32 protein-coding genes are annotated in these 19,162 nt (G+C 43.1%); 29 read left to right on the plus strand and 3 right to left on the minus strand.

Translation table 11 applies throughout. The features are described 5' to 3' along the window. Positions 1–141: 141 nt before the first annotated feature. The 3 genes from CRO21_RS00895 to CRO21_RS00905 all read right to left on the minus strand — a co-directional run bounded on the left by CRO21_RS00895 (position 142) and on the right by CRO21_RS00905 (position 4,293). Positions 142–1,449 carry a D-serine ammonia-lyase gene (locus CRO21_RS00895; RefSeq protein ID WP_097077480.1) on the minus strand — a complete coding sequence of 436 codons (1,308 nt, stop codon included), beginning with the start codon at positions 1,447–1,449 and terminating at the stop codon, positions 142–144. A gap of 9 nt (positions 1,450–1,458) precedes the next feature. Further along, positions 1,459–3,009, minus strand: a complete 1,551-nt coding sequence (locus CRO21_RS00900; RefSeq protein WP_097077481.1) for a helicase HerA-like domain-containing protein — start codon at positions 3,007–3,009, stop codon at positions 1,459–1,461. A gap of 90 nt (positions 3,010–3,099) precedes the next feature. Then, positions 3,100–4,293: a PLP-dependent transferase gene (locus CRO21_RS00905; protein WP_097077482.1), complete on the minus strand. Its 1,194-nt coding sequence runs from the start codon at positions 4,291–4,293 to the stop codon at positions 3,100–3,102. A 123-nt stretch (positions 4,294–4,416) separates the two neighbouring features. Here CRO21_RS00905 and CRO21_RS00910 point away from each other — a divergent pair, with 123 nt between their 5' ends. The 29 genes from CRO21_RS00910 (at position 4,417) to rplQ (ending at position 19,051) form a co-directional block, all read left to right on the plus strand. Then, positions 4,417–5,211 carry a type 1 glutamine amidotransferase gene (locus CRO21_RS00910; protein WP_097078093.1) on the plus strand — a complete coding sequence of 265 codons (795 nt, stop codon included), beginning with the start codon at positions 4,417–4,419 and terminating at the stop codon, positions 5,209–5,211. A gap of 263 nt (positions 5,212–5,474) precedes the next feature. After that, complete coding sequence (rpsJ, locus tag CRO21_RS00915; protein ID WP_000070912.1) at positions 5,475–5,786, plus strand: 30S ribosomal protein S10; 312 nt, start codon at positions 5,475–5,477, stop codon at positions 5,784–5,786. A gap of 63 nt (positions 5,787–5,849) precedes the next feature. Continuing rightward, on the plus strand, positions 5,850–6,488 hold the full coding sequence (gene rplC, locus CRO21_RS00920; protein WP_097077483.1) for a 50S ribosomal protein L3: 639 nt from the start codon (positions 5,850–5,852) through the stop codon (positions 6,486–6,488). Between the two features lie 11 nt (positions 6,489–6,499). Continuing rightward, complete coding sequence (gene rplD, locus CRO21_RS00925; protein WP_097077484.1) at positions 6,500–7,102, plus strand: 50S ribosomal protein L4; 603 nt, start codon at positions 6,500–6,502, stop codon at positions 7,100–7,102. After that, a complete protein-coding gene (gene rplW / locus CRO21_RS00930; protein WP_097077485.1) occupies positions 7,099–7,431 on the plus strand; it encodes a 50S ribosomal protein L23 in 333 nt (110 codons plus the stop codon). Before rplD ends, rplW begins: the two co-directional genes overlap by 4 nt. Positions 7,432–7,442: 11 nt before the next feature. After that, positions 7,443–8,267 (plus strand): 50S ribosomal protein L2, encoded by an 825-nt coding sequence (gene rplB / locus CRO21_RS00935; RefSeq protein ID WP_097077486.1) that lies wholly within the window; start codon positions 7,443–7,445, stop codon positions 8,265–8,267. A gap of 19 nt (positions 8,268–8,286) precedes the next feature. Continuing rightward, positions 8,287–8,562, plus strand: coding sequence for a 30S ribosomal protein S19 (gene rpsS, locus CRO21_RS00940; RefSeq protein ID WP_086189610.1), 276 nt, complete (start codon positions 8,287–8,289; stop codon positions 8,560–8,562). Positions 8,563–8,572: 10 nt separating this feature from the next. Further along, complete coding sequence (rplV, locus tag CRO21_RS00945) at positions 8,573–8,902, plus strand: 50S ribosomal protein L22 (RefSeq protein WP_097077487.1); 330 nt, start codon at positions 8,573–8,575, stop codon at positions 8,900–8,902. A gap of 1 nt (position 8,903) precedes the next feature. Next, on the plus strand, positions 8,904–9,656 hold the full coding sequence (rpsC, locus tag CRO21_RS00950) for a 30S ribosomal protein S3 (RefSeq protein ID WP_097077488.1): 753 nt from the start codon (positions 8,904–8,906) through the stop codon (positions 9,654–9,656). Positions 9,657–9,659: 3 nt separating this feature from the next. Then, positions 9,660–10,073 (plus strand): 50S ribosomal protein L16, encoded by a 414-nt coding sequence (rplP, locus tag CRO21_RS00955; protein ID WP_097077489.1) that lies wholly within the window; start codon positions 9,660–9,662, stop codon positions 10,071–10,073. Further along, positions 10,073–10,270, plus strand: coding sequence for a 50S ribosomal protein L29 (gene rpmC / locus CRO21_RS00960; RefSeq protein ID WP_087619481.1), 198 nt, complete (start codon positions 10,073–10,075; stop codon positions 10,268–10,270). The genes rplP and rpmC overlap by 1 nt, the downstream gene beginning before the upstream one ends. Then, entirely contained in the window at positions 10,267–10,524 is a 258-nt protein-coding gene (gene rpsQ / locus CRO21_RS00965; protein WP_097077490.1) for a 30S ribosomal protein S17, read from the plus strand. The genes rpmC and rpsQ overlap by 4 nt, the downstream gene beginning before the upstream one ends. Before the next feature lie 89 nt (positions 10,525–10,613). After that, entirely contained in the window at positions 10,614–10,982 is a 369-nt protein-coding gene (gene rplN / locus CRO21_RS00970; protein ID WP_004725701.1) for a 50S ribosomal protein L14, read from the plus strand. 9 nt (positions 10,983–10,991) lie between these two features. After that, positions 10,992–11,312, plus strand: a complete 321-nt coding sequence (gene rplX, locus CRO21_RS00975; RefSeq protein WP_097077491.1) for a 50S ribosomal protein L24 — start codon at positions 10,992–10,994, stop codon at positions 11,310–11,312. 15 nt (positions 11,313–11,327) lie between these two features. Next, positions 11,328–11,864 (plus strand): 50S ribosomal protein L5, encoded by a 537-nt coding sequence (gene rplE, locus CRO21_RS00980; protein ID WP_097077492.1) that lies wholly within the window; start codon positions 11,328–11,330, stop codon positions 11,862–11,864. A gap of 9 nt (positions 11,865–11,873) precedes the next feature. Beyond that, on the plus strand, positions 11,874–12,179 hold the full coding sequence (gene rpsN / locus CRO21_RS00985; protein WP_097077493.1) for a 30S ribosomal protein S14: 306 nt from the start codon (positions 11,874–11,876) through the stop codon (positions 12,177–12,179). 11 nt (positions 12,180–12,190) lie between these two features. Next, positions 12,191–12,586, plus strand: a complete 396-nt coding sequence (gene rpsH, locus CRO21_RS00990) for a 30S ribosomal protein S8 (RefSeq protein ID WP_087619477.1) — start codon at positions 12,191–12,193, stop codon at positions 12,584–12,586. Positions 12,587–12,599: 13 nt separating this feature from the next. Continuing rightward, positions 12,600–13,133: a 50S ribosomal protein L6 gene (gene rplF / locus CRO21_RS00995; protein ID WP_097077494.1), complete on the plus strand. Its 534-nt coding sequence runs from the start codon at positions 12,600–12,602 to the stop codon at positions 13,131–13,133. Between the two features lie 14 nt (positions 13,134–13,147). Continuing rightward, on the plus strand, positions 13,148–13,498 hold the full coding sequence (gene rplR / locus CRO21_RS01000; RefSeq protein WP_097077495.1) for a 50S ribosomal protein L18: 351 nt from the start codon (positions 13,148–13,150) through the stop codon (positions 13,496–13,498). Between the two features lie 2 nt (positions 13,499–13,500). Further along, entirely contained in the window at positions 13,501–13,998 is a 498-nt protein-coding gene (gene rpsE / locus CRO21_RS01005) for a 30S ribosomal protein S5 (RefSeq protein ID WP_087619474.1), read from the plus strand. A gap of 6 nt (positions 13,999–14,004) precedes the next feature. Further along, positions 14,005–14,181, plus strand: coding sequence for a 50S ribosomal protein L30 (gene rpmD / locus CRO21_RS01010; RefSeq protein WP_097077496.1), 177 nt, complete (start codon positions 14,005–14,007; stop codon positions 14,179–14,181). A 4-nt stretch (positions 14,182–14,185) separates the two neighbouring features. Further along, complete coding sequence (rplO, locus tag CRO21_RS01015) at positions 14,186–14,626, plus strand: 50S ribosomal protein L15 (RefSeq protein ID WP_097077497.1); 441 nt, start codon at positions 14,186–14,188, stop codon at positions 14,624–14,626. Between the two features lie 12 nt (positions 14,627–14,638). Beyond that, positions 14,639–15,991: a preprotein translocase subunit SecY gene (secY, locus tag CRO21_RS01020; protein WP_097077498.1), complete on the plus strand. Its 1,353-nt coding sequence runs from the start codon at positions 14,639–14,641 to the stop codon at positions 15,989–15,991. A gap of 18 nt (positions 15,992–16,009) precedes the next feature. Beyond that, positions 16,010–16,126 (plus strand): 50S ribosomal protein L36, encoded by a 117-nt coding sequence (rpmJ, locus tag CRO21_RS01025; protein WP_000867907.1) that lies wholly within the window; start codon positions 16,010–16,012, stop codon positions 16,124–16,126. Between the two features lie 108 nt (positions 16,127–16,234). Continuing rightward, positions 16,235–16,591: a 30S ribosomal protein S13 gene (rpsM, locus tag CRO21_RS01030; protein ID WP_087619470.1), complete on the plus strand. Its 357-nt coding sequence runs from the start codon at positions 16,235–16,237 to the stop codon at positions 16,589–16,591. 19 nt (positions 16,592–16,610) lie between these two features. Next, complete coding sequence (gene rpsK, locus CRO21_RS01035) at positions 16,611–16,997, plus strand: 30S ribosomal protein S11 (RefSeq protein WP_097077499.1); 387 nt, start codon at positions 16,611–16,613, stop codon at positions 16,995–16,997. Positions 16,998–17,009: 12 nt separating this feature from the next. Then, positions 17,010–17,633, plus strand: coding sequence for a 30S ribosomal protein S4 (gene rpsD / locus CRO21_RS01040; RefSeq protein WP_097077500.1), 624 nt, complete (start codon positions 17,010–17,012; stop codon positions 17,631–17,633). 16 nt (positions 17,634–17,649) lie between these two features. Further along, a complete protein-coding gene (locus tag CRO21_RS01045) occupies positions 17,650–18,657 on the plus strand; it encodes a DNA-directed RNA polymerase subunit alpha (protein ID WP_087619468.1) in 1,008 nt (335 codons plus the stop codon). Between the two features lie 19 nt (positions 18,658–18,676). Beyond that, positions 18,677–19,051 (plus strand): 50S ribosomal protein L17, encoded by a 375-nt coding sequence (rplQ, locus tag CRO21_RS01050; protein ID WP_097077501.1) that lies wholly within the window; start codon positions 18,677–18,679, stop codon positions 19,049–19,051. Positions 19,052–19,162: the final 111 nt, after the last annotated feature.

Raw genomic sequence — 19,162 nt, forward strand, 5'->3', positions numbered from 1 at the left:
TTTGTCTTAAAATAGTAGAAAACCTATTAAATTACGCATGTCTTGATTGATGTTTATCAATGATCGCTGTAATGATTCTATGACAATCTAAAATCAAATCTTCAATCGCCAATGGACCCATCATTGGCGACATCAAAAAAACTATAAAAGCTTTTCGATTTCCTCTTTGGGCAGCATGCCACCACCGGTTGCCCAAACAATATGGATTCCCTGTGCAAATTGCTGTGCCGTAATATTTTTAAGCAATCCTTGCTGTTGTAAGCGGGCAAAACCGACACTGCCTGCGAGCGCAGAAGGTTCCAGAATGATATTTTCAGTCTTATATAGTTGTCGTAACCAATGCAACATTTCATCATCGGAAAGGCTGTAAAGAAAATCAATGCTACGTGCCAAGGCATGTCCAACAAAACCAGAAGCACGACCCACTGCCAGCCCATCAGCAATGGTCAGATTAGTTAATCCAATGTCTTGTACCGAGATATCATGATGTAAACCAGTGTACATACCGAGGAACATACAAGGCGAATTGGTCGGTTCGGCAAAAATACATTTAACATGATCACCAAAAGCATGTTTTAAACCAAATGTAATACCACCTGGTGCGCCACCAACCCCGCAAGGTAAATAGACAAATAAAGGATGTTCAGCATCGACAATAATATGCTGTTGTTCGAGTTGCTGTTTTAAACGCTGACCAGCAACTGCATAACCGAGAAAAAGCGATTGCGAGTTTTCATCATCAATAAAATAGCACTGTGGATCGGCATCGGCTTCATGTCGTCCCTGTAAGATTGCCTGTCCATAATCGCCTTGATGCTCAATAACATTCACGCCCATACTGCGTAATTTGTCTTTTTTCCATTGTTTGGCATCATGTGACATATGTACACTACACTGGAAGCCTAGTGTGGCTGCCATAATGCCAATGGATAAACCTAGATTCCCGGTAGAGGCGACAGCAATTTTATATTGTGCAAAAAATGCCTGTAATTCGGGTTCGGCAAGTTTAAGATAAGAATCTTCAAGCGTAATTTTATGCTGTTGTAATGCCAGTTGTTCGGCGCGATAAAGCACTTCATAAATGCCGCCACGGGCTTTGACCGAGCCTGAAATCGGGAGATGACTGTCTTTTTTTAGATAAAGTATTGGTGTGATGTCAACTTGAAATGCTTCCGCCATGGTTCTGGCAAAGTTTGGTATTGGCACCAGTTCGGATTCGATTAAACCCTGTGATGTTGCAGTTTCAGGGAATTTAAGCGCAATATAGGGTGCAAAACGTTGTAACCGCTGTGCTGCATCTTCAATATCTGAGCGATTGAGCGTTGTATCATGTTGCGCTTGGTCAAAGCTGACCACATGCGGATTTTCCCAACTGACTTCACGTTGTGCAGCAAGTGCCTGTAAAATTTCATCATGCTGTAAAGCATTCTGAATTTGATTAAATTGCATAAGGATGTCCTAACGTTTACCAAACAGAGAACCTAAAATTCCACGAACCAAGGTTTGGCCTGTTTTTCCACCTAAAGAACGTGCAGCACTTTTGGCAAAGGTACCGACCAGATCTTGTGTCAGTTTTTCACGGTCTTTCTGAGCTTTATCTGCCTGCTTCTGCTGTTCTCTAGCCAGACGTTCTTGCTCCTTGGCTTGTTGTTTTGCCAAGGCTTCCTGTTCTTTGGCTTGCTGGGCAGCTTGTGCATCTGCCTGTTTTTGTTGTTCACTTTCGCTGACCTTGCGTTGCAACATTTCGTAGGCACTGTCGCGATCAACTTCATTTTCATAGACGCCGGCAACAATACTTTGCTGCATCAACGCTTGACGTTCTTCCGGTGTCAAAGGTGTAAATGACGAGTAGGGGGGCATCACCCAGCCACGTTCAACAATTTGCGGTGTCCCTTGTTCATCAAGACAACTGATTAATGCTTCCCCAACGGCAAGTTGGGTAATGACTTCTGCCACATTAAAATTAGGATTGGCGCGGAATGTGTCTGCTGCGGTTTTAACCGCTTTCTGATCTTTAGGTGTAAATGCCCGTAAAGCATGCTGTACCCGATTTCCCAGTTGTCCAAGCACACTTTCCGGTAAATCCAACGGATTCTGGGTGACAAAATAAATTCCTACACCTTTGGAGCGAATCAGGCGCACGACCTGTTCAATTTTCTGTTGCAAGGCAGGGCTGGCATTATCAAACAGTAAATGCGCTTCATCAAAGAAAAATACCAGTTTGGGTTTATCCAGATCACCCACTTCAGGTAACTTTTCAAATAATTCTGACAGCATCCATAACAGGAAGGTGGCATAGAGTTTTGGCGTGTTCATCAGTTTGTCGGCAGCAAGCAAATTAATATAACCATGTCCGTTGCTGTCAGTCTGTAAGAAATCCAGAATATCCAGGCTTGGCTCACCAAAAAACTTTTCGCCGCCCTGATCGGCCAGTGCCAATAAATTACGTTGAATCGCACCGAGACTGGCAGGTGATAAATTGCCATATTCATTTTTTAGACTGGCTGCATTTTCACTCACATAGCTGATCATGGCCTTTAAATCTTTAAAGTCAATCAGCAATAGTCCCTGATCATCAGCAACACGAAATACAGCGGACAATACGCCTTCTTGTGTATCATTTAAATTGAGGATACGGGCTAACAATAAAGGACCGATCTCTGAAACAGTGGTGCGAATCGGATGACCTTGTTCACCAAATAAATCCCAAAAGGTCACAGATGATGCAGCAAAAGGAATGCTATCAATGTTGAGCATTTTTAGCCGTTCTTCAAATTTTGCATTACTGCTTCCGGCTTTGGCAATGCTGGAAACATCACCTTTGGCATCCGCAAGAAATACGGGAACACCGATACGGGAGAAATTTTCGGCCAGTACCTTTAAGGTGACGGTTTTACCTGTTCCCGTTGCCCCTGCAATCAAACCGTGACGGTTGGCAAGCTGAGAATATAAAACTATTTCTTTTGTGGTATCGGTACTTTGTTTGGCAATAACGAGTGGTGTTCCCATAAAATCCTCAAAGCCTGTTTTGATGTGTTTATAACATACTGCAAAGTTTTAGCTTATTCCATGCACATGGATAAAAAAACTGCTTAAAACTTAAAGCTGGGCAAGGGCTTGTTGAATATCCTCAATTAAATCCTCCGGGGATTCCAGACCGATACAAAAACGTACCAGCCAGCCGTCAGCCAGATGAGCGGTTGAGCATTGACGCATATCTTTGAGATTGTAATACATCACCAGACTGGTTGGTCCGCCCCAGCTAAATCCTAAACGGAATAACTTTAAAGCGTTGCAAAATTGCTGAATTTTTTTCAAATCGTATTCTGTTTTAAAAATCACACTGACCAAACCGGCACCTTGCCCATCTTTACAAATGTGTTGCCAATACGCATGACCTGCATGATTACTTAGTGCGGGATGTAGAATCTGTGCAAATTCGGTGCAGGCCACAAGGTAAGTGAGAATTATTTGTGTATTGTTTTGGTGCTGTCGATAGCGTAGTGCCATACTGGGCAGGCTGCGATTAATCTGCGCCACATCATCACCAGACACCGAAATGCCCTGTAATGCATGCATATGTAGAAGCTGTTGGTGTAAGGTTCTGTTTTTGGTGCAGATACTGCCCATTAATATATCACCGCCACCACTTGGATACTTGGTCAATGCATGTACGCTAATATCTACAGCAAGATGATCATCACCAATATCAAATGCACAAAATGCCAGACCGGCGCCCCATGTGTTATCCAATGCAGTGAGAACCTGATGTACTTGTGCTTTTTTAAGGATACCAATGATATCAGGAAATTCAAGGGTGACCGAACCTGCGGCTTCAATCCAGATCAGTTTGGCTTTATCGCCAAATTGAATGCTATTGATATCGGTGGTTGAATAGATTTTTAAAACAATACCATATTTTTTACTTAGTGAACTTAAGTGTGCCTGATTGGGATCGTAGATATTATCCGGAATCCAGACTTCATCACCCGAATTGAGTAAGGCACTATTGACCAGATTGATGGCTGATAAACCACTGGGTGCCAGTAAACAGTGATCTGCGCCTTCTAATAAAGCAATTTGATCGGCCAGCGTATAAGTGGTCGGTGTGCCATGGGTACCATAGCTATAATCATAATCATCTGTCCAGTGGCGTTGGGTGAGGGCATCGGTGTTTTTGAAAATAATGGTTGATGCCCGATAAACCGGTGCTTGGACCGTGGAAATATATTGCGGTGCCTGACGAATCGGCTGACTAAAAAGTGTTTGTTTTTGCAAAGAAGTTTTGGGCATTGTAAAACCATGTCAATAGATTATTTCATAATGTTATTAAACAATATTTTTCTAAAAGAAAAACGTGAGTTGGCTTCAATTTTGCAATCCTTTTGTAAACTGAATTATAAACGGAAGATTACAATGAAACCGCATCTTAGAGTGCATTATTTTCAGCATATCGCAGGTGAAGGATTCGGCAGTTGTGAACATTATTTACGTGAACATAAAGCACACATCACAGCGACAGAATTTTTTGCCTTGCCGCCGGAACAGAAACTAGATATTGAGGCTTTGCCCCACGTCGAGGATATTGATTTGCTCATTATTATGGGTGGCACGATGAGTGTCAATGATGAAGCGATGTATCCATGGCTGGTAACTGAAAAAAGATGGCTGAGGCGATTTATTGCTTTGGGCAAACCTGTCATTGGCTTATGTCTGGGCGGACAAATGATTGCCAATGCTTTAGGGGCAAAAGTGTCACACAATCCAGAAAAAGAAATTGGTTGGACACAAGTTTTCGCAGTTGATCCTTATCCAGAGCAATGTTTTAAATTGCCAAAAACATTTGAAATTATGCAATGGCATGGTGAAAGTTTTAGTTTACCCAAAGGCGCAATTTTACTGGCCAGTAATGAGGAGTGTGTCAATCAAGCGTATCAAATTGGGCGCAATATTATTGGATTCCAGTTTCATCCGGAAATTACGCCAAATGCACTTAACTTATTTTTAGAAGATGATGAGGAGATATTAAGATTCACCGGACAGAATGCAAAACTTAAAGATGAGTTAACATTGGCAACCCTGCCAATAGAAGCATATCGTTACAAGATGGGCAATGATATTTTAAATCGTGCTATAGATTATGTTTTGACAAATCAAAGTGATATGCAAGAAAATATCGAAGATGATTTAAAGTGGGTAGCCCATGGATAATAAAATGGAAAAAATAATGAGTCGAATAAATAATATTCGATTTCGGTAGTTGCTTTAGTATGCAATGGTCGCTATAATAAGCGACCTTTTTAATTTAAGAAGGTCATCGCACACAATATTCAACCAAAATGGTTGGTGTGGATGAATCGTGACAGTCGTGGCATCGATCATGACCTTAGTGATTTTCACTGCCCTTGACACTTGCCAATAGGTGAGGTGCGTCATGGGTGATTCTTTATATTTTAAGCTTGGAGTTTACTGGTATGTCTAACCAGAGAATCCGTATCCGTCTTAAGTCTTTTGATCATCGCTTAATTGATCAATCTGCTCAAGAGATCGTAGAAACGGCTAAGCGTACAGGCGCACAAGTGTGTGGTCCTATTCCGATGCCTACTCGCATCGAACGCTTTAACGTTTTAACTTCACCTCACGTGAATAAAGATGCGCGTGATCAGTACGAAATTCGCACTTATAAGCGTTTGATCGACATCGTGCAACCAACAGACAAAACTGTTGATGCATTAATGAAGTTGGATCTTGCAGCGGGTGTTGACGTTCAGATCGCATTGGGATAAGGCTTGTCGGATGATTAAATCCCAAAAAGATTTAGTCAGCTGTATTTTAAGAGGTTTACACATATGGCTATTGGTCTAGTCGGTCGCAAGTGCGGTATGACCCGCATTTTCACAGAAGCCGGCGTCTCTGTGCCAGTCACAGTGATCGAAGTCGATCCAAACCGTATTACACAAATCAAAACACTTGAGACTGATGGTTATCAAGCAATTCAAGTGACCACAGGTGAACGTCGCGAATCTCGCGTAACAGGTGCACAAAAAGGTCATTTTGCTAAAGCTGGAGTTGCTGCTGGTCGTTTAGTGAAAGAGTTTCGTGTAAATGAAGCGGAACTTGAAGGTCGTGAAATTGGTGGTACGATCGGTGTTGATTTGTTCGCAGTTGGTCAAGTTGTTGACGTAACTGGTCAATCAAAAGGTAAAGGTTTTCAGGGTGGTGTGAAGCGTTGGAATTTCCGTACGCAAGATGCTACGCATGGTAACTCTGTATCTCACCGTGTAATCGGTTCTACAGGTCAAAACCAGACACCTGGTCGCGTGTTCAAAGGCAAAAAAATGCCTGGTCACTTAGGTGCTGAACGCGTAACTGTGCAAGGTCTTGAAATTGTATCTATTGATGCAGAACGTTCTGTTCTGGTTATTAAAGGTGCTATTCCTGGTGCAACTGGCGGTGACGTAATTGTACGTCCTACCATCAAGGCCTGAGGGGAAATAACGTGAATTTAAAAACTGTTTCCGGCTCTGCGGTTGAATTGTCAGAAGTTGCTTTCGGTCGTGAGTTTAACGAAGCACTTGTACACCAAGTTGTTACAGCTTATTTAGCTGGTGGTCGTCAAGGTTCTCGTGCACAAAAGTCACGTGGTGATGTATCTGGTGGCGGTAAAAAACCTTTCCGTCAAAAAGGTACTGGCCGTGCTCGTGCTGGTTCTATTCGTAGCCCGATCTGGGTTGGTGGTGGTAAAACATTTGCTGCCCGTCCACAAGATTGGTCTCAAAAAGTTAACCGTAAGATGTATCGCGGTGCAATGCAATGTATTCTGGCTGAACTTGTTCGCCAAGATCGTCTGGTGTTGGTTGAAGATATTCAAGTATCTGCACCAAAAACCAAAGAATTGCTTGCAAAACTGAATGACCTGAATGCAACTCGTGCATTGATCGTAACAGATGCTGTAGATGAGAATCTATACCTTGCAGCGCGTAACCTTCCGCATGTAGATGTGGTAGATGCAACTGCAATCGATCCTGTAAGTTTGATTGCGTTTGATAAAGTTGTCATGTCTGTTGCTGCTGCTAAGAAAATTGAGGTAGAACTCGGATGAACAACGAACGTATCTATCAAATCCTTAAAGGGCCTGTATTCTCAGAAAAAGCACAAGTTTTAGGCGAGACTGCTGGTGTTCAAGTGTTCAAAGTTGATATTAATGCAACTAAACTTGAAGTTAAAAAAGCGGTTGAAAAACTATTTGGTGTTGAAGTTGTTAAAGTAAATACGACAATCACTAAAGGTAAATCTAAACGCTTTGGTAAGACATTAGGACGTCGTTCTGATGTTAAAAAAGCATACGTCACCCTGAAAGCTGGCCAAGATGTAGAGATGGCTGACTTGGGCGATACCGCTGCTGATACAACAAGCACGACAGCGGAATAAGGACGAAAATTATGCCAATTCAAAAATGTAAGCCAACGTCTCCTGGGCGTCGCTTTGTAGAGAAAGTGGTTCATAGCCACCTTCACAAAGGCAAGCCTTTTGCAGCGTTGACAGAAGCCAAAAAACGTACTGGTGGTCGTAATAACAACGGCCACATCACGACTCGTCACGTTGGTGGTGGTCATAAACAACAGTATCGTATTGTTGACTTTAAACGTAATAAAGATGGTATCCCAGCGGTTGTAGAACGTATCGAATACGATCCAAACCGTACAGCTCACATTGCTTTACTTAAGTATGCTGATGGCGAGCGTCGCTATATCATCGCACCTAAAGGTTTGCGTGCTGGCGATACAGTTCAATCTGGTAACGATGCACCAATTCGTACAGGTAACTGTTTGCCACTTCGTAACATGCCATTAGGTTCCACTTTACATAACCTTGAACTTAAAATCGGTAAAGGCGCGCAATTAGCACGTTCTGCTGGTACTTCTGTTCAATTGCTAGGTCGTGATGGCTCATATGCAATTGTTCGTTTACGTTCAGGCGAAATGCGTAAAGTGCATGTTGAATGCCGTGCTGTAATTGGTGAAGTTTCTAACCAAGAAAGCAACCTTCGTTCACTGGGTAAAGCTGGTGCTGCGCGCTGGCGTGGTGTTCGTCCTACCGTTCGTGGTATGGCGATGAACCCAGTTGATCACCCACATGGTGGTGGTGAAGGGCGTAATAAAGGTATTCAACCTGTAAGCCCATGGGGTCAAAAAGCGAAAGGGTACAAAACACGTACCAATAAGCGTACGACTAAGATGATTATTCGCGATCGTCGCGTTAAGTAACAAGTAAAGGAATCTGACAATGCCTCGTTCTCTGAAAAAAGGCCCATTCGTCGATGCGCACTTGTTCGCTAAGATTGAAGCGGCTGTTGCTAGTAATTCTCGCAAGCCGATTAAAACTTGGTCTCGTCGTTCGATGATCCTCCCAGATTTTGTTGGTTTAACAATTTCTGTTCACAATGGTCGTAACCATGTTCCAGTGATTGTATCTGAACATATGGTTGGTCATAAACTCGGTGAATTCGCGCCAACTCGTACCTATCGTGGTCACGGTGTTGACAAGAAATCTAAACGTTAAGGTGCTAATAATGGAAGTAACTGCAAAATTACGCGGTGCCGCCATCTCGGCACAAAAAGCACGTTTAGTTGCTGATCTTATCCGTGGTAAGTCAGTTGCGCGCGCGCTAGACATTTTAAACTTCAGCAATAAGAAAGCGGCTGTGCTGGTTAAAAAAGCATTAGAATCTGCAATCGCCAATGCTGAACACAATAACAGCTTAGATGTTGATGACCTTAAAGTATCTACAATTTTTGTAGATGAAGGTGCGAGCCTGAAACGTATCATGCCTCGTGCAAAAGGTCGTGCGGATCGTATCACTAAGCGTACTTGTCACATCACTGTTAAGGTAGGGGTTTGATATGGGTCAGAAGGTTCATCCAATCGGTATCCGCCTAGGTGTTGTGAAACGTCATAATGCTAACTGGTATGCGAATCCGAAACAATACGCTGATTATTTGCTTAAAGATCTTCAAGTTCGTGAGTTTTTAACTAAAAAACTTAAGAGCGCGATGGTTAGCAATATTCTTATCGAACGTCCTACTGGTGCTGCTAAGGTAACAATTAGCACTGCTCGTCCAGGTATCGTCATCGGTAAAAAAGGCGAAGATATTGAGAAATTACAGCGTGAACTTACCCAAATTATGGGTGTGCCAGCGCAAGTAAGTATCAACGAAATTGATCGCCCTGACTTGGACGCACGTTTGGTTGCAGAAGCGATTGCTTCACAACTGGAAAAACGCGTAATGTTCCGTCGTGCGATGAAGCGTGCGGTACAAAACACCATGCGCGCTGGCGCAAAAGGTATCAAAGTTGAAGTTTCTGGTCGTTTAGGTGGTGCAGAGATTGCGCGTACTGAATGGTATCGTGAAGGGCGTGTACCTTTGCATACACTTCGTGCCGACATCGACTATGCAACTGTACGTGCAGAAACAACTTACGGTACGATCGGCGTGAAAGTATGGATTTTCCGCGGTGAGATTCTAGGTGGCATGAAACAAGTCATGAACCCTGCTCCGAGCGAAGAACGTCCAGCTAAACGTGGTCGTGGTCGTGGTGAAGGTCAGGAGCGTCGTGGACGTCGTAATGACCGTGCTGCAGACAAGGGAGAATAATCCATGTTGCAACCTAAACGTACTAAATTCCGTAAGATGCATAAAGGCCGTAACACAGGTCTGGCGCATCGTGGTAGCACAGTATCTTTTGGTACAATTGCACTTAAATCGATTGAGCGTGGTCAAATGACAGCGCGTCAAATTGAAGCTGCACGTCGTACCATTAGCCGTCGTGTAAAGCGTGGTGGCAAGATATTTATCCGTGTATTCCCGGACAAGCCAATTACTCAGAAACCTCTTGAAGTGCGTATGGGTAAAGGTAAAGGTAGTGTGGAATACTGGGTTTGCCAAATCAAGCCAGGTAAGATCCTGTACGAAATGGAAGGTGTAAGCGAAGAGTTGGCGCGTGAAGCATTCACTTTGGCCGCTGCTAAACTTCCGTTTAAAACCACTATCGTGACTCGGACGGTAATGTAATGAAAACTAAAGATCTACGTGAAAAATCGGTAGAAGAATTGAAAGCTTTGCTTGATGAGCAACAGCTTAACCAATTCCGTCTTCGCATGGCGAAAGCAACTGGCCAATTGGGCAAAACGCACGAAGTGCAAATTGCTCGTAAAGCAATTGCTCGCATCAAGACACTCCTTACCGAAAAACAGGGGAACGGACAATGAGTGAACAAACAGTCCGCACATTAACGGGTAAAGTTGTTAGCGACAAAATGGACAAATCTATTGTTGTTCTGATTGAACGTCGTGTTCAACACCCGTTGTATGGCAAATCAATCCGCCGTTCAACTAAGTTACATGCTCATGATGAGAACAACACTGCCAAAACTGGTGACGTTGTAACCATCAAAGAAAGCCGCCCAATTTCTAAAACTAAAGCTTGGACTTTAGTGGAAGTGGTTGAAGCAGCTACTGAGTAATTCAACGTTCTTGTTGCATCATCGGTAAATTTCGAGTAGGATTTACGCCTTTCGAATGGGCCGATGATGCTCGGTTTTGGAGTAGGGCAATGATTCAAACCGAAAGTATGCTCGACGTAGCAGACAACAGTGGTGCCCGCCGTGTACAATGTATCAAAGTACTAGGTGGCTCACATCGTCGTTATGCTTCTGTTGGCGATATTATTAAAGTTACAGTAAAAGAAGCAATTCCACGTGGCCGTGTTAAAAAGGGTGACGTAATGAATGCTGTTGTTGTTCGTACCAAATTCGGTATTCGTCGTCCAGATGGTTCTGTGATCCGTTTTGATGATAATGCTGCTGTTATTTTGAACAACAATAAAGCTCCGATTGCGACTCGTATTTTCGGACCAGTGACTCGTGAACTTCGTACTGAGCAGTTCATGAAAATCATTTCATTGGCTCCAGAAGTTCTATAAGAGGCAATCATGGCGAAGATTAAAAAAGGCGATCAAGTAATTGTGATCGCAGGTAAAGAAAAAGGCAAACAGGGTACTGTTCTGTCAGTTTCTGAAGACCGTGTTAAGGTTGAAGGCCTTAACTTAGTGAAGAAGCATCAAAAGCCGAATCGTGTAACTGGCGCTGAAGGCGGTATTGTTACTCAGGAAGCTTCGCTTCATATCTCAAACGTGGCAGTTTTTAATGCTACAACCCAAAAGGCTGACCGTGTTGGTTACCAAGTTGATGCAGAAGGCACGAAAACTCGTGTTTATAAATCAAATGGTGAATCAGTGGCGGTAGCGAAGTAATAGGTTGATACGGCGATGGCCAGACTTAAAACACGTTATAATGAAGAACTTAAAGCGAAGCTTCAACAAGAGCTTGGCCTTAAGAATGTGATGGAAATTCCTCGCATTACAAAAATTACCCTGAACATGGGTGTTGGTGCAGCTGCAACTGATAAGAAATTGTTAGATGGTGCTGTTGCCGATATGACACTAATTGCTGGTCAAAAACCAGTGGTTACGCTTGCACGTAAATCAATCGCAGGTTTTAAAATCCGTGATGGTTGGCCAATTGGTTGTAAAGTAACTTTACGTGGCGACCAAATGTACGAATTCTTAGACCGTTTGATCTCTATTGCAATTCCACGTATTCGTGACTTCCGCGGTTTTTCTGCGAAATCATTTGATGGTCGTGGTAACTACTCAATGGGCTTGAAAGAGCAAATCGTTTTCCCTGAAATCGATTTTGATAAGATTGATCGTATTCGTGGTTTGGATATCACCATTACTACGACTGCTCGCACCGATGACGAAGGCCGTGCGCTTATCCGTGCATTCGGCTTCCCGTTCAAATAAGAGGTCGATATGGCTAAGAAAGGTATGATTAATCGCGAATTAAAACGCGAAAAAACAGTTGCCAAATACGCTGCAAAACGTGCTGAATTAAAAGCTGTTATTGCAAACGTAAGTGCATCTGAAGAAGAGCGTTTTGAAGCGATGTTAAAATTACAAGCATTGCCACGTAATGCATCTCCTGTACGTCTTCGTAACCGCTGTGGTCTGACTGGTCGTCCACATGGTTACTTCCGTAAGTTCGGTTTAAGCCGTAACATGTTACGTTTAACAGTAATGCAAGGTGATGTACCGGGCGTTGTGAAGGCAAGCTGGTAAGGAGCGACTAGATGAGTATGCAAGATACCGTTGCCGACATGTTAACTCGTGTTCGTAACGCACAAATGGCAAAAAAAGCAACTGTTGCTATGCCAAGCTCTAAACTAAAAGTTGCAATTGCAAACGTATTAGAGCAAGAAGGTTATATCTCTGATGTGGCAGTTTCTCAAGAAGAAACCAAAGCAACTTTGACTTTAACTTTAAAATATTTTGAAGGCAAACCAGTTATCGAAACTGTAAAACGTGTAAGCCGTCCAGGTTTGCGCCAATATCGTGGCAAAGATAACTTACCGAGCGTTAAGCAAGGTTTGGGTATTGCAATTGTTTCTACAAGCAAAGGCATCATGACTGACCGTGCAGCTCGCGCAGCTGGCGTTGGTGGTGAAGTTATTGCTTTTGTTTCTTAATAGGTGATTCCTCATGTCTCGTGTGGCTAAAGCCCCAGTAACTGTACCAAATGGTGTAGCAGTTACTCAGAACGGCCGGCAGGTCGAAGTGAAAGGCAGTAAAGGTACATTGTCTTTCAACCTGCATGCGCTGGTCGAGCTAAAACAGGAAGAAGGCCAGCTTAAAATTGCTCCAACATCTGAATCAAAAGATGCTTGGATGCAAGCTGGTACTGCTCGCGCTGTTTTAAATAACCTTGTAAAAGGTGTTAGTGAAGGCTTCGAACGCAAGCTGCAATTGGTTGGTGTTGGTTATAAAGCTGCGGTAAAAGGTACAGTTGTAAACCTTAACCTCGGCTATTCACATCCGATCGACTATGCTTTACCTGAAGGTGTATCTGCTGAAACACCAACTGCGACTGAAATCGTGTTGAAATCAGCAAATAAACAATTGTTAGGTCAAGTGGCAGCGGAAATCCGTGCATATCGTTCTCCTGAACCATATAAAGGTAAAGGTGTTCGCTATTCGGATGAAGTTATTCTTCGTAAAGAAGCTAAGAAGAAATAAGGCGCGAGGTTCTTATGAACGAAAAGAAACAATCCCGTTTACGTCGTGCCAAAAGCACACGTTTGCACATCCGTGCATTGGGTGCGACTCGTTTGTGTGTAAACCGCACGCCGCGTCACATCTATGCACAAGTTATCTCAGCAGATGGTGGCAAAGTTTTAGCACAAGCTTCAACTTTGGATGCAGCCCTGCGTTCTGGTGCTACAGGTAATGTAGAAGCAGCAACGAAAGTAGGTGCTTTAATTGCTGAACGTGCCAAAGCAGCTGGTGTTACTAAAGTTGCATTTGACCGTTCTGGTTTTAAATTTCATGGCCGTATCAAAGCCTTGGCTGATGCTGCTCGTGAAGGCGGCTTGGAGTTCTAATCATGGCGAAAGTTGAACAAAACGAAGGTCTCGTTGAAAAGCTGGTTGCCGTTGATCGTGTAGCCAAGGTTGTTAAAGGTGGTCGTATTTTCTCTTTCACAGCATTAACTGTGGTAGGTGATGGTAACGGTCGTGTGGGTTTTGGTCGTGGTAAGGCGCGTGAAGTTCCAGCAGCTATTCAAAAAGCATTGGAAGCTGCACGTCGTAACATGATTACAGTTGATCTGAAAGGAACAACTTTACAACATCCTGTGAATGCACGTCATGGTGCAAGTCGTGTTTATATGCAACCTGCTTCTGAAGGTACCGGTGTAATTGCTGGTGGCGCAATGCGTGCTGTTTTAGAAGCTGCTGGTGTACAAAACGTACTTGCTAAATGTTATGGTTCTACGAATGCTGCTAACGTAGTAAACGCAACCTTTAATGGTTTGCGTGATATGACTTCTCCTGAGAAAGTCGCTGCGAAACGTGGTAAATCAGTAGAAGAAATTCAAGGGTAATCAATCATGAAAACGATTCAAGTTACCCAGACTAAATCTTCAGCGCATCGTTTAAAGAATCATAAACTTTGCTTACAGGGTTTAGGTCTGCGTCGCATTGGTCACACAGTTGAGGTGCAAGATACACCTTCTAACCGTGGAATGATCAATAAAGTCTACTATATGGTTAGTGTAGAGGAATAATGCCATGACTCTGCGTTTAAATGAACTCGCACCTGCTGAAGGTGCAAAGCGCGATAATCTGCGTGTCGGACGTGGTATTGGTTCCGGTGTCGGTAAGACAGGTGGTCGTGGTGTTAAAGGTCAAAAATCACGTAAAAGTGGTGGTGTACGCCCTGGCTTTGAAGGTGGTCAAACAGCGATTTATCGTCGTTTACCAAAATTTGGTTTTACTAGCCAAATCGCATTGAAAACTGCTGAAGTACGTTTGTCTGAGCTGAATAAAGTGGAAGGCGATATTATCAGCCTTGAAACCTTGAAAGCTGCAAATGTGGTACGTCGTGATCAACTTCGTGCACGTGTTGTACTTTCTGGCGAGATTACTCGTGCATTTACCGTACAAGGTATTGCATTGACTAAAGGTGCGAAAGCTGCGATTGAAGCAGCTGGCGGTAAAGTCGAGGAGTAATCGTCTGTGTCTATGTCTCCTAGTTCTTCTGGTCACGTTCATGTGCAAAAAGGGCAACCTTTTTATGTGAAATATCGTGAGATTATTCAACGGCTAATGTTCCTGATAGGTGCATTGCTGGTGTTTAGGCTGGGAGCACATATACCTGTACCTGGTATTAATAATGCCGCACTTGAACAACTATTTAATGCCAATCAAGGGACTATTCTTGGTTTGTTTAATATGTTCTCGGGCGGTGCATTAGAGCGTATGTCCATCCTTGCATTGGGGATCATGCCGTATATTTCGGCATCGATCATTGTGCAGTTAATGTCTTCTGTTGTGCCATCATTAGAAGCATTAAAAAAAGAGGGTGAGCAAGGTAAACGCAAGATCAACCAATATACACGACAAGGGACATTGTTTTTAGCACTTGTTCAGGCTGTCGGTATGTGTGCTGGATTGATCAGTCAGGGAATAACACTGACATCAGGTTTGGCTTTTTATATCCCCGCTGTAACCTCTTTGGTTGCAGGAACCATGTTTCTAATGTGGTTGGGTGAACAAATTACCGAACGCGGTGTGGGTAATGGTATTTCCATGATTATCTTTGCAGGTATTGTGGCAGGCTTGCCAAATATTGTAATGCAGACTTTCTCTTCGATCGAAAATGGTCAAAGCAGTTTGATTGGCATTTTGGTATTTGGTGTCTTGTCTATTATGGTGCTTGCAGCGATTGTGTTTATTGAAAAAGCGCAACGTCGTGTTCCAGTTAACTATGCACAAAAACAGCAAGGTCGTCGTATTTTTACGGCGCAACAAACACATTTACCATTAAAAATTAATATGGCTGGTGTGATCCCTGCAATTTTTGCAAGTTCTTTATTGCTGTTCCCAGCAAGTATTGGACAGTGGGTAGGGAGTGCGGATCCTAATGCTGGAATTATAAAAAGTTCGCTACAAGATTTGGCGTTGGTACTATCGCCTGGACAGCCACTTTATTTAGTGTTGTTTGGTGCGTTAATTATCTTCTTCTGTTATTTCTATACGGCACTGGTCTTCAGTCCAAAGGAAGTTGCAGAAAACCTTAAACGTAGCGGTGCATATGTTCCAGGTATTCGTCCAGGTGAGCAGACAGCTCGTTATTTAGATCATATTCTTAATCGTTTGACATTTATCGGTGCGATGTACATTACCATTGTGTGTTTGATGCCAATGATTTTACAAAGTTCTTTTGGAATACCCTTTCATTTGGGTGGTACGTCATTGTTAATCGTGGTAGTTGTTGTGATGGACTTTATGGCGCAGCTACAGGCACATTTAACATCGCATCAATATGATAATCAGTCATTGATGAGAAAATCGACCGCTCATCCGAAAGGATAGTGCACATAGAGGTTTATCATGAAAGTTCAAGCTTCAGTTAAAAAAATTTGCGGTAGCTGTAAAGTTATCCGTCGTAATGGGGTGATTCGCGTAATTTGTAGCGCAGAGCCTCGTCATAAACAGCGTCAAGGTTAATCATAATCAAAGACCTGTTGATTTATTAGGTCAATTGGGTTAATATCCGCCCCTCAAGATTTTTGTGGGGCGGTTGATTATCTCAACTGCCTTGTTGGAGAAAAGTCAATGGCTCGTATTGCCGGTGTAAACATTCCGGATAACAAGCATGCTGTTATCTCTCTCACGTATATCTTTGGTATTGGTCGTTTCACTGCTAAGAATATCTTAGCTGCTGCAAACATTGCACCAACAACAAAAATTCGTGAACTTGATGACGCTCAGCTTGATGCGATTCGTGCAGAAGTAGCTAAGGTTCATACCGAAGGTGATCTTCGTCGCGAAATTTCCATGAACATTAAACGTTTAATGGATTTAGGCTGCTATCGTGGTCTTCGTCATCGTCGCAGCTTGCCTGTCCGCGGTCAACGCACCAAAACTAACGCACGTACCCGTAAAGGTCCGCGCAAACCGATTAAAAAGTAAGATTTCTGGAAGCTAAAAGATGGCTAAAGATACTCGCGCACGCAAGAAGGTCTCTCGTACCGTCTCTGAAGGTGTTGCACACATTCACGCGTCTTTTAATAACACCATTGTAACGATTACCGATCGTCAAGGTAATGCATTGGCTTGGGCTACCTCTGGTGGACAAGGCTTCCGTGGATCACGTAAATCAACCCCGTTTGCTGCTCAGGTAGCGGCCGAAGTTGCTGGTAAAGCTGCTTTGGATTACGGTTTGAAAAACTTGGACGTCCTTGTAAAAGGTCCTGGTCCTGGTCGTGAGTCTGCGGTTCGTGCATTAGGTGCAGTGGGTTATAAGATTAACAGCATTACCGATGTGACACCAATACCTCACAACGGTTGCCGTCCACCTAAAAAACGTCGCGTGTAAGGAGAAACATTCATGGCTCGTTATATTGGTCCAAAATGCAAACTCTCTCGCCGCGAAGGGACAGACCTGCAATTAAAATCTGGCGTTAAACCATTTGACGTCAAAACTAAAAAACACGCGAAAGCACCTGGTCAACATGGTCAGTCTCGTGCCAAGCAATCTGAGTATTCGCTACAATTACGTGAAAAACAAAAAGTACGTCGCATGTACGGTGTGTTAGAGCGTCAATTTAGTAACTACTATAAAGAAGCTGCTCGTGTTAAAGGCGCAACAGGTGAGAACTTGTTGAAGTTGCTTGAAAGCCGCTTAGATAACGTTGTGTATCGTATGGGCTTTGGTTCTACTCGTGCAGAAGCTCGTCAGCTTGTAAGTCACCGTAGTATTACTTTAAATGGTCGTCGTGTGAATATCGCGTCTATCCAAGTTAAAGCAGGTGATGTAATTGCAGTTCATGAGGGTGCAAAACAACAATTGCGTATTAAAGGCGCAATTGAGTTGGCAACACAACGTGGTCTTCCAGCTTGGATCGAAATTGATCATGGCAAAATGGAAGGTACGTTCAAGTCTGCACCGGATCGTTCTGATCTACCAGCTGAAATTAATGAAAGCTTGATTGTAGAATTGTATTCTAAATAATCCTTGAGGTAGCAATATGACGCGTACTGCAAACGAGTTTCTAACTCCGCAAGCGATTAAGGTCGAAGCGGCGAGCGGAACCTCGGCAAAAGTAATTCTTGAGCCTTTAGAGCGTGGCTTTGGTCATACTCTCGGCAATGCTTTGCGTCGCATTCTATTGTCTTCTCTACCTGGCGCAGCTGTGGTAGAGGTAGAAGTAGAAGGTGTTGAGCATGAGTACAGTACTTTAGAAGGCTTGCAGCAGGACATCGTCGAGCTCTTGCTGAACCTAAAAGGATTGTCAATTAAACTGTTCGATCAAAACGAAGCATATTTGACATTGGATAAACAAGGTCCTGGCGAAGTTACTGCCGCAGACCTGCGTTTACCGCATAATGTTGAAATTGCAAATCCAGAGCATTTAATTGGTACTTTGAGTGCAAATGGTCATTTAAAAATGCGCCTGAAAGTTGCTCAAGGTCGTGGTTATGAACCATCTGATGCGCGTTTCCCGGAAGGTGAAACTCGTCCAGTAGGTCGCTTGCAGCTTGATGCAAGTTATAGTCCAATCAAACGTGTATCTTACACGGTTGAAAGTGCGCGTGTTGAACAACGTACTGATTTGGATAAACTTGTAATTGATCTTGAAACCAATGGTACTGTTGATCCTGAAGAAGCAATTCGTAAGGCAGCAACTATTTTGCAACAACAGATCGCGATTTTTGTTGATTTGCAAAAAGATCAAGCACCTGTAGCACAAGAACCACGTGAAGAAGTAGATCCAATCTTGCTTCGTCCAGTGGATGATCTAGAGCTTACCGTTCGTTCGGCGAACTGTTTAAAAGCAGAAAATATTTACTACATTGGTGATCTTGTTCAACGTACAGAAGTTGAGTTATTAAAAACTCCAAACTTAGGTAAAAAATCGTTGACTGAGATTAAAGATGTGTTGGCTTCTAAAGGCTTACAACTCGGCATGCGTTTGGAAAACTGGCCACCAGCCAGCTTACGCATGGACGATCGTTTTGCCTATCGTAGCCGTTAATTGAGTAGGACTATTCACCATGCGTCATCGTAATAGTGGTGTGAAATTAGGCCGTACTAGCAGCCATCGTAAGGCGTTGTTCCAAAACTTAACGAATGCTTTAGTTGAGCATGAGTTGATTAAGACGACGTTGCCTAAAGCGAAAGAACTTCGCCGTGTTGCTGAGCCTTTAATCACTTTAGCTAAAAACGATACTGTAGCAAACCGCCGTTTGGCATTTGCTCGTACTCGTAGTGCAGCAACAGTTGGTAAATTATTTACCGTTCTTGGCCCTCGTTACAAAGAACGTAACGGCGGTTATTTACGAGTTCTTAAAGCAGGATTCCGTGCTGGCGATGCCGCACCGATGGCTTTTGTAGAGCTTGTTGATCGTGAAGCAAATACTGCTGAATAATATTCAGTATGTACTAAAAAAGACCAGTTTATCTGGTCTTTTTTTATTTTTATCATTTGATAACAAAATTTTTTAAAAACATCCTAAATTGACATGGCATATTGTCAGTTT

The sequence above is a fragment of the Acinetobacter puyangensis genome, assembly GCF_900096995.1.
GTDB classification, from domain to species: Bacteria; Pseudomonadota; Gammaproteobacteria; order Pseudomonadales; family Moraxellaceae; genus Acinetobacter; species Acinetobacter puyangensis.

Bases quoted from the DNA above. Each gene is read 5' to 3' on its own strand.
- CRO21_RS00895 (WP_097077480.1), bottom strand. From the start codon at position 1,449: ATGCAATTTAATCAAATTCAGAATGCTTTACAGCATGATGAAATTTTA.
- CRO21_RS00900 (WP_097077481.1), bottom strand. From the start codon at position 3,009: ATGGGAACACCACTCGTTATTGCCAAACAAAGTACCGATACCACAAAA.
- CRO21_RS00905 (WP_097077482.1), bottom strand. From the start codon at position 4,293: ATGCCCAAAACTTCTTTGCAAAAACAAACACTTTTTAGTCAGCCGATT.
- CRO21_RS00910 (WP_097078093.1), top strand. From the start codon at position 4,417: ATGAAACCGCATCTTAGAGTGCATTATTTTCAGCATATCGCAGGTGAA.
- rpsJ (WP_000070912.1), top strand. From the start codon at position 5,475: ATGTCTAACCAGAGAATCCGTATCCGTCTTAAGTCTTTTGATCATCGC.
- rplC (WP_097077483.1), top strand. From the start codon at position 5,850: ATGGCTATTGGTCTAGTCGGTCGCAAGTGCGGTATGACCCGCATTTTC.
- rplW (WP_097077485.1), top strand. From the start codon at position 7,099: ATGAACAACGAACGTATCTATCAAATCCTTAAAGGGCCTGTATTCTCA.
- rplB (WP_097077486.1), top strand. From the start codon at position 7,443: ATGCCAATTCAAAAATGTAAGCCAACGTCTCCTGGGCGTCGCTTTGTA.
- rpsS (WP_086189610.1), top strand. From the start codon at position 8,287: ATGCCTCGTTCTCTGAAAAAAGGCCCATTCGTCGATGCGCACTTGTTC.
- rplV (WP_097077487.1), top strand. From the start codon at position 8,573: ATGGAAGTAACTGCAAAATTACGCGGTGCCGCCATCTCGGCACAAAAA.
- rpsC (WP_097077488.1), top strand. From the start codon at position 8,904: ATGGGTCAGAAGGTTCATCCAATCGGTATCCGCCTAGGTGTTGTGAAA.
- rplP (WP_097077489.1), top strand. From the start codon at position 9,660: ATGTTGCAACCTAAACGTACTAAATTCCGTAAGATGCATAAAGGCCGT.
- rpmC (WP_087619481.1), top strand. From the start codon at position 10,073: ATGAAAACTAAAGATCTACGTGAAAAATCGGTAGAAGAATTGAAAGCT.
- rpsQ (WP_097077490.1), top strand. From the start codon at position 10,267: ATGAGTGAACAAACAGTCCGCACATTAACGGGTAAAGTTGTTAGCGAC.
- rplN (WP_004725701.1), top strand. From the start codon at position 10,614: ATGATTCAAACCGAAAGTATGCTCGACGTAGCAGACAACAGTGGTGCC.
- rplX (WP_097077491.1), top strand. From the start codon at position 10,992: ATGGCGAAGATTAAAAAAGGCGATCAAGTAATTGTGATCGCAGGTAAA.
- rplE (WP_097077492.1), top strand. From the start codon at position 11,328: ATGGCCAGACTTAAAACACGTTATAATGAAGAACTTAAAGCGAAGCTT.
- rpsN (WP_097077493.1), top strand. From the start codon at position 11,874: ATGGCTAAGAAAGGTATGATTAATCGCGAATTAAAACGCGAAAAAACA.
- rpsH (WP_087619477.1), top strand. From the start codon at position 12,191: ATGAGTATGCAAGATACCGTTGCCGACATGTTAACTCGTGTTCGTAAC.
- rplF (WP_097077494.1), top strand. From the start codon at position 12,600: ATGTCTCGTGTGGCTAAAGCCCCAGTAACTGTACCAAATGGTGTAGCA.
- rplR (WP_097077495.1), top strand. From the start codon at position 13,148: ATGAACGAAAAGAAACAATCCCGTTTACGTCGTGCCAAAAGCACACGT.
- rpsE (WP_087619474.1), top strand. From the start codon at position 13,501: ATGGCGAAAGTTGAACAAAACGAAGGTCTCGTTGAAAAGCTGGTTGCC.
- rpmD (WP_097077496.1), top strand. From the start codon at position 14,005: ATGAAAACGATTCAAGTTACCCAGACTAAATCTTCAGCGCATCGTTTA.
- rplO (WP_097077497.1), top strand. From the start codon at position 14,186: ATGACTCTGCGTTTAAATGAACTCGCACCTGCTGAAGGTGCAAAGCGC.
- secY (WP_097077498.1), top strand. From the start codon at position 14,639: ATGTCTCCTAGTTCTTCTGGTCACGTTCATGTGCAAAAAGGGCAACCT.
- rpmJ (WP_000867907.1), top strand. From the start codon at position 16,010: ATGAAAGTTCAAGCTTCAGTTAAAAAAATTTGCGGTAGCTGTAAAGTT.
- rpsM (WP_087619470.1), top strand. From the start codon at position 16,235: ATGGCTCGTATTGCCGGTGTAAACATTCCGGATAACAAGCATGCTGTT.
- rpsK (WP_097077499.1), top strand. From the start codon at position 16,611: ATGGCTAAAGATACTCGCGCACGCAAGAAGGTCTCTCGTACCGTCTCT.
- rpsD (WP_097077500.1), top strand. From the start codon at position 17,010: ATGGCTCGTTATATTGGTCCAAAATGCAAACTCTCTCGCCGCGAAGGG.
- CRO21_RS01045 (WP_087619468.1), top strand. From the start codon at position 17,650: ATGACGCGTACTGCAAACGAGTTTCTAACTCCGCAAGCGATTAAGGTC.
- rplQ (WP_097077501.1), top strand. From the start codon at position 18,677: ATGCGTCATCGTAATAGTGGTGTGAAATTAGGCCGTACTAGCAGCCAT.